Here is a 7,206-nt window from a genome sequence, read left to right as displayed (position 1 = left end):
TCTCGTCGCCCGCATCATCGGCCCCTTGTTCTTCCGGCGCTCCCTTCTCGGCGAACGGCTCGACGGCGACATCGTGGCGGCCGAGGTGGACAACGCCCTGGCCCCTGCCGAACGGGGGACAGGCCGCCAGGAGGCCAACACCTGATTCGCCGTCACTGTCGGCACACCGGAAGCGCGTTGGCGACGATGGCCCTCGCCCGACATCCAAGGCTCGACGACACCTCACGGCCGGAACCCCCGTCCCTCTCCCCTTCGTACGGCTGGGCCGGCACGCCGCGTCACGGCGGTACCCGGCACCGGGCCCGCACGGGACTCGAGACAAGCTTGAGGGCAACGGTGTCTCACTCCCCCCAACCTCAAAGGAGAGACCCGACGACGAAGAACCGTCCGACGCGTCGGTATCCGTCCCGCAGAACCCTGATGAGCGGGACCGTGCTGAGCGGAAACCCCGGAGTCGTACACCGCGATACCCGTCGCCCCCAGCGGCGGCCCCATCCCCACCGACCGTGTGCCCGTCCTCACAAGGCCGCCGCCGACACCGACACGGCGAGGAGCCGTAAGCGTGAACCGTCGCCGACAACGCGCTCCTGCGGGAGGCCCTGAAGCCAAGCCCCCATCTGTACGACCCGGACGCGAGACGTACCGGTGGAACGTCCACGACGACCGCCACCGCGACTTCTGGGGCAACGCGGTGGTCGAGTCCTGGCACAAGGAGACGACCCCGGTCCTCGACCTCGACGGGAGGCTGCAGCCGGTGAGCGGCTCCCTGCCGGACGAGTCGTCCGCCCCGGTGGGGGCCGACGGACTCGGCTGACGTCTGCGCGGTCTTCCCGGCACACCGGTTCTCGCTCAGCTCGATGAGGGACGACGTCCTCGATGAGGGACGACGTCGTAGAGGTCGCCTTCATCCGGAGGGGTGCGGGTGATGGGAGGCCGCGTTCGATCTGCCGGCGAGTCGGCGAAGTCACCGGCCTGCCCGGGTCTCGTGACCTTGCAGGCCGGTTCGTCGGTCTTGCCCGGCAAGGTCAACCCCGCCCATTCACCAGAGGCCAGCGTTGACCGACCGTGCCATATCGTCGCCACGCGTGCCGGAAGATACCGGTAGTGCCACGTGGAAACGCGGAGCGAGATCACGGTGTGGTCGGCGCCAAACAAGTCGAATAGTCAGAACGAATTGCAGTGCCGAAAAATAGGCTGCGGAGCCGTCCGGTACACACGGATCTTCGTTTATAGTACAGCTATGACGACGATGGGGGACGGCAGCCAGAGCAAGGCGCGGCCGATGAGCGACAAGGCCTATGAGACGCTCCGCGACGCCATCGTGAGCTGCGAACTGGCGCCGGGGACATGGATCAAGGCTGCCGAGCTCTCGGAGTCGCTCGGCCTGGGCCGGACGCCGACGATGCAGGCGCTGCAGCGACTGGAGGCGGCCGGGTTCGCCCGCCCGGTGAAGCGCAAGGGCTGGCAGGTCACGCCGATGACGCTGCAGAACGTCCATGACATCCTCGAAGCCTTCGAGTTGACCGCCCCGTCGCTGGTGGTGCTGATCATCCGCAACGCCACTGACGAGCAGATCGCCACGTTCGCGGAATTGGTGACGGCGTCGTCACCGGCCGACCGTTCCGCGTCTGCACTCAGTCCTGACCTGATGAAGGCAGCCCCGATCCGTTACCTCGTCCAGATGTGCGGCAATCCGGTGATGACGGAAATGGCACTTCCGCTGGCGACGCATGTGGAACGAGTTTTCAGGTTCGGACTGCTGCATGACAATTTCCTGGACCGCGTTCACGTCCGCTGGCGCAGCGCCTTCCTTGAAGCTTTGGCGGCCCGTGATGAGAAACGTGCACGCGAAGCGCTCCTCAAAGTGATTCACGTCGGTGCGGCGGAGCTCCACCGGATTCTTCAGGGCGCGGAGTCCATCCGGTCGGTTCCCCTGAACGTCGAACGCGCCTCCTGACCAGATCGAGATCCCACCCTCGACGGGCAGGACGACGCCGGTGACGTATCCCGCTTCGCGGGAGGCGAGGAAGCCCACCGCGGCGCACATCCCGCAAGCGGCGCCGAACCTGCCCAGCGGGATCCCCACCGCCGGTTCGGCCCTCTTGCCCTCCGGGACGGAGGCGACCAACCGGGTCTCCGCGCCGGGTGAGATCGCGTTGACTGTGACCCCGAACCGGGCCGGTTCCCTGGCCGCGGTCCTGGTGAACCCGAGGATCCCCGCCTTGGCGGTGGCGTAGTGCGCATGACCGGTCCGGAAATGAGTCCTGCGGCTCCGAAGCGCACGGCCTGCTGCTCCCCGACCTGACTGACACACCTCCACGACGACGTCGTCGACGAGCGCCGGGTGGATTCCCGTTCGTTCGACGAGGATGTCGAGTGCATGGGCGGACAGGCGGCCGGGTAGCTGGACGAGAGCGCATCGCCGCGCTCTCCCACCGGGGTGCGCACGGCACCGACGATGACGGCGCCGTTCATGATCTGCTCATTGCCGCTCGATCCTCACCGCAGCTCGCGCCGCAGGATCTTGCCCGCCGGGCTCCTGGGCAGTTCGTCGACGATCTCGACGACACGGGGGTACTTGTACGCTGCCAACCGGTCCTTGCAGAACACGATGAGGGCGTCCGGACTGGTCGTCCGACCGGGCTGGAGGGACACGAACGCCTTGACCGTCTGGCCGCGGTATTCGTGGGGGACGCCGATCACCGCGGCCTCACGGACTGCGGGGTGGCCGAGGAGGACGTCCTCCACCTCCCGGGGCCACACCTTGTAGCCGGAAGCGATGATCATGTCGCTCTTCCGGCCGACCAGGTAGAACCAGCCGTCCTCGTCCATCAGGCCTATGTCACCGGTGTGGAGCTCGCCGTCGACGAGCTTCTCCGCCGTCTCCGCCGGTTTGTTCCAGTAGCCGGGGGTGATCTGCGGACCGGAGACGACGAGTTCGCCGGCCTCTCCCGGCGGCAGATCCGTGCCGTCGTCGTCGATGACACGCACGGACGTGTTGAAGACGGGCACGCCGATCGACAGAGCGCCCGTGTCGGGATCGACGGGCGCCGCCACACCCAGCGGCACGGCATGTGTCGGCGAGGTGGTCTCGGTCATCCCGTAGCAGTTGTGGATGTCCATGCCGGTGCGGGCCCGGATCTTGTCGCGCAGCCGAGGTGCGATCGGTGCGCCGCCGGAGTAGACCGCCCGCAGCGACGCGAAGTCGTCCTTCGTCGCCCCGGGGAGCCCGGAGAGATGGTTGAAGGCGGTGATGGCGCCGACGGTGAACGTCGGCCGGTGCTCGCGGATCGCGTCCAGGACGACCCTGCCGTTGAAACGGTGAGCGAGCACGAGTTTCGAGCCGACCACCAACGAGACGCAGACGTGCCCGACGAGCCCGGTGATGTGGAACAGCGGAGCGATACCGAGGACGACGTCGTCCTGGTCCAGCTTCATCCACTCGCGGTAGGTGTGGGTGTTGAACGCCAGGTTGCCGTGCGTGTTGATGGCCCCCTTCGGCACGCCGGTCGTGCCGGAGGTGTAGGTCAGGACCGCCGCCTTCTCGGGTTTCCCGCTGACCGGTGCCGGCCTGCGGTCACTGTGTCGGGCGAACACGTCCGTCAGCCGGAGGGCCCCGGAGACCGCCGGCTGCTCCGCGACGGGGATGACGCGCTCGTCGTCGCGCTTCTGGTCGTCGCGAGCGGAGGCCACGAAGACCTGCCGCACCTCGGTCTGCCCGCCGTCGAGCACCTCACGCGCGACCGATACGTACAGATCGTCAAGGCTCAGCAGGGCCGTCGCGCCCGAGTCCCCGAGCAGGTGGGACAGTTCGCGAGCCTTGTTCATGGGGTTGATGAGAACCGCGATGCCACCGGCCTTCCAGGCCGCGAGGAGGCCGACCACGAAGGCCGGGTTGTTCTGGGTGTAGAGCGCGAGCCGGTCGCCGGCGGCGAAGCCGCCCTCCGTCAGGGCGATCGCCAGGGCGTCCGAGCGCTGGTCTAGGTCTCGGAAGGACACGGCGCCGTCGAAATAGGCGATCGCGGTTCTGTCGGGGAACTTGGAGACTGTGGTCGCGAACAGTTCGAGCATCGACTCGGACCCGGGGGTGGTCCGCCTCGAAAGATCACCGGGGTACGTGTTCAGCCAGGGACGCCGGTTCACCGCGCGCCCTCCGGTGCCGCCACGACTTCGTTCCGGAGGACCCCCACGCCCGACACCTCGATCTCGGTCACGTCGCCGGGGGCGAGGAATCGAGGCGGCTTCGCGGCCAGTCCGACACCGCCAGGTGTTCCGGTGGCGATCACGTCGCCGGGAGCCAGGGAGGTGAACCCGGTGATGTACCCCAGAATCGCCGTGAAGTCGAAGACGAGCTGGTCCAGCGTGGCGTCCTGCCGCAGCTCGCCGTTGACCCGGGTGGTGAGCCGTACCGATCCGAGGTCGTCGAACTCGTCCAGCGTGACCAGGTAGGGACCGAAGGAACCGACGCCGTGGAAGTTCTTTCCGGGCAGCCACTGGCTGTTGTGCAACTGCCAGTCCCGTGCGCTCAGGTCGTTGTAGCAGGACAGTCCCGCGATCGCCGCCCGTGCGTCGGCGCCCGTCTCGATCACCGACACATGACGGCCGATGACGATCGCGACCTCTCCCTCGTAGTCCAGCTGCCTCGTGTTCGGCGGATGGACGACGGGCTGTTCGTGTCCGACCTGGGTGTCGGCGAACCGGCTGAAGACGGTGGGGTGTTCGGGCTTGTCGACGTGCCCTGTCTCCTCGCGGTGGTCGACGTAGTTGACGCCTACGCACAGGATCTTCGCCGGATCCGGGACCGGCGGGAGGAACTCGATCTCGGCCGGCGAGTAGGTGGCCGCGCGGCCCGCGCTGAGCCGCTCCAGTCGCCCCGTGAGATCGCGTTCCAGGAGCTCTCGGATCGAGGTGGCCTCTCCGCCGAGTGTCTCGGCGCCGTCGATGACGCCGTCGGCCGTGAGGACGCCGAACGACACCTTGTCGCCGATGCGGTATGTGAGCAGCTTCATCGGTGCTTCTCCTCATGGATTCCTGGCCGGAAGCGAGCGGGACGAGTCACGTCGAGTCGCGGCCTGATCAGGCGCTCTTGCAGTGCGCGCGGACGTGATCCGCGTCCGGCGTCCAGCCGCTCGATTCCGCGAGGCGCCGCGTCGAATCGAGCTTGGTCGTCACTGCGCGTCGCGGGGTCCGGCGAGCGCGGCAACGCGGCCGGCCGGAGACCGACGTGATCCGCGTCGGGCGTCCTCCGGAGCCCGCGCTCCTCGCTCGTGGCAGCAGCCGTGCGGTGCCGAGGCCGGCGACTTCGATGCGGGACCGCCCGAAGTCGTCGGAGTTCACCCGTGAGAGCGTCCGTTCGGGGGCATCGGCGATGCGGACGAACATCTGCGCTTCTCCTCGCGCTGTGAGTCGCGACGCGCTGTCGGCCGCGACCGGTGCACCCCGCGGAACATTCCGGCGAGGTGTACGGCGTTCAGGCCGCGGTCGGCCCGGCGGCGCCCGTGTAGCGGCGACGGTGGAACACCAGAGGTGTCTCCTCTGGTGCGGCATCGAGGTCGGCGACCTCACCGATGACGATGAAGTGGTCCCCGGCCTCGTGCAGGGTCGTGATGCGGCAGTCGATCCATGCCGCCACTCCCTCCAGCACCGGCGAGCCGGTCACCGGTGCCGGACGCCAGGACAGGCCGGCGAACTTGTCGGCGCCACTGGTGGCGAACGCCTGGGAAACGTGCTGCTGGTTCACGGTCAGCACGTTCGCGCAGAAGGCGCCGGCCTGTCGTATCCGCGGGAAGCTGCTCGACGTCGCCGCGGGCAGAAACCCGACCAGTGGTGGATTCATCGACACCGAGAGGAAGGTGCCGACGGCCAGCCCGACCGGCTCGCCGCGGTCCAGGGCGGTCACCACGACAACGCTGGTGGGCACCGCGGAGAGGACCTCGCGGAAACGGGCGGCTTCCAGGGTCGCCCCACTCCCGGCAGAGCCGCTCGGTGAGGCCGGTGGTGATGTCCATGCCATTGTTGCAGTCCTTTTCCGGTCAGGCGGGGACCACGTCGTCGCTCAAGGCGCGCACGGCAGGCAGCACCTCGGCGGCGAACAGCTCCATGTCGCGGCGGTTCGATACGAGCGGGAGCCCCAGCCCGCTGAAACTCAGGTCCGGGCGGCCGATCTCGGCCTGGTGGAACTCCCTGAGCCGCTCGATCACAGTGGCGGGAGTTCCGCAGAGGTAGGGCTGTGTGTACGTCGCATGCGGCCGAGATCCACTCGGATTCACCGACCGAGGCCTGCCGTATCGGATACGGCAGGCCTCGGCCTCGGCGAGGTTCTCGGTGAAGTCATCAGGGACGGGGCCGGGGGTTATCACCACGCTGTACAACCTCCTGGGATCGGCTCTCGCCGCCGGACCACCGGTACCCGCGGCCATGCGCGAACCGTCCGGTGACGCCCTTGGAGAGCCAAGGTGAACGTAACACAGACATGTCTGACTTGAAAATAAACATGTCTATTGACAGCTGTGATCTGTCGTGTTGCGATCTGAAACATGGTTGCTCAGCGGTCAACCGGACGCCCGCGAGCCTGCCAGTCGGAGGACAACATGACCGAGTTCGAACCAGCCCGTACCGCCGTGATCAACATCCACTGGCAGTACGACATCGTGAAACCCGAGGGTGCCTTCGGACCGTTCTTCGCCGAGGGCGTGCAGCGGCACGGGGTCATCGCCAAGAACCAGCTGCTCACCCGGGCCGCCCGAGCCGCAGGGGCCTCCGTGATCCACATCCGGACGGCCTTCCGGCCCGGCTACACCGATCTGGTCATCAACTGCCCTCTGCTGGCCCTGGTGGAAGAGCGCAAGGCTCTCCTCGACGGAACGCGCGGCGCTGATCTCATCGAGGAACTCACCCCCGAGCCCGGCGAGTTGACCATCACCCACACCCGCCTCACCGGCTTCCACGGCACCGACCTCAACGGCATCCTGCGCGGCAAGGGCATCGACACCGTCGTCCTCTCCGGCGTCGCCACCGACCACTCCGTCCAGGGCACCGCCCGCGAGGCGGTCAACCACGGCTACCGCACCCTCATCGCCGCCGACGCGTGCTCGGCGGCCAACGACGAGACGCACAAAGCCGCTCTGGACACCTTCACGCTGCTGGGCGAGATCGTCACCACCCAGGACGTCGAGGCCGCCTTCTCCCGCTGAGCCGCGCACACCA

General features: G+C 67.9%; 8 protein-coding genes and 1 pseudogene. 3 read left to right on the top strand and 6 right to left on the bottom strand.

Features of this window, described 5'->3' with window-relative positions:
• Positions 1-562: 562 nt before the first annotated feature.
• Together AQJ64_RS46020 and AQJ64_RS17865 are read left to right on the top strand one after the other, a co-directional pair.
• Entirely contained in the window at positions 563-814 is a 252-nt protein-coding gene (locus AQJ64_RS46020; protein WP_240512448.1) for a VOC family protein, read from the top strand.
• 426 nt (positions 815-1,240) lie between these two features.
• Positions 1,241-1,957, top strand: coding sequence for a GntR family transcriptional regulator (locus AQJ64_RS17865; RefSeq protein WP_055631686.1), 717 nt, complete (start codon positions 1,241-1,243; stop codon positions 1,955-1,957).
• Between the two features lie 69 nt (positions 1,958-2,026).
• On the opposite strand, the pseudogene AQJ64_RS52355 reads toward AQJ64_RS17865, so the two are convergent.
• The 6 genes and pseudogenes from AQJ64_RS52355 to AQJ64_RS49125 form a co-directional block, all read right to left on the bottom strand.
• A pseudogene (locus AQJ64_RS52355) lies at positions 2,027-2,314 on the bottom strand (SDR family oxidoreductase); the annotation flags it as partial.
• Between the two features lie 185 nt (positions 2,315-2,499).
• Positions 2,500-4,143 carry a class I adenylate-forming enzyme family protein gene (locus AQJ64_RS17855; protein WP_055631684.1) on the bottom strand — a complete coding sequence of 548 codons (1,644 nt, stop codon included), beginning with the start codon at positions 4,141-4,143 and terminating at the stop codon, positions 2,500-2,502.
• The gene (locus AQJ64_RS17850) at positions 4,140-5,009 is read right to left on the bottom strand and encodes a fumarylacetoacetate hydrolase family protein (RefSeq protein ID WP_055631683.1); all 870 of its coding nucleotides are present in this window, start codon (positions 5,007-5,009) and stop codon (positions 4,140-4,142) included. Before AQJ64_RS17850 ends, AQJ64_RS17855 begins: the two co-directional genes overlap by 4 nt.
• A gap of 67 nt (positions 5,010-5,076) precedes the next feature.
• Complete coding sequence (locus AQJ64_RS17845; protein WP_055631682.1) at positions 5,077-5,382, bottom strand: hypothetical protein; 306 nt, start codon at positions 5,380-5,382, stop codon at positions 5,077-5,079.
• An 88-nt stretch (positions 5,383-5,470) separates the two neighbouring features.
• Positions 5,471-5,920, bottom strand: coding sequence for a flavin reductase family protein (locus AQJ64_RS17840; protein WP_240512447.1), 450 nt, complete (start codon positions 5,918-5,920; stop codon positions 5,471-5,473).
• A 112-nt stretch (positions 5,921-6,032) separates the two neighbouring features.
• Complete coding sequence (locus AQJ64_RS49125; protein ID WP_157880809.1) at positions 6,033-6,419, bottom strand: hypothetical protein; 387 nt, start codon at positions 6,417-6,419, stop codon at positions 6,033-6,035.
• A 171-nt stretch (positions 6,420-6,590) separates the two neighbouring features.
• On the opposite strand from AQJ64_RS49125, the gene AQJ64_RS17835 reads away from it, so the two are divergent.
• Complete coding sequence (locus AQJ64_RS17835; protein ID WP_055631680.1) at positions 6,591-7,193, top strand: cysteine hydrolase family protein; 603 nt, start codon at positions 6,591-6,593, stop codon at positions 7,191-7,193.
• Positions 7,194-7,206 lie beyond the last annotated feature (13 nt).

The organism is Streptomyces griseoruber (genome assembly GCF_001514205.1).
GTDB classification, from domain to species: Bacteria; Actinomycetota; Actinomycetes; order Streptomycetales; family Streptomycetaceae; genus Streptomyces; species Streptomyces griseoruber.
Note: the sequence above shows the minus strand (reverse complement) of the source record. Positions and strands in the feature narration are given on the sequence as shown.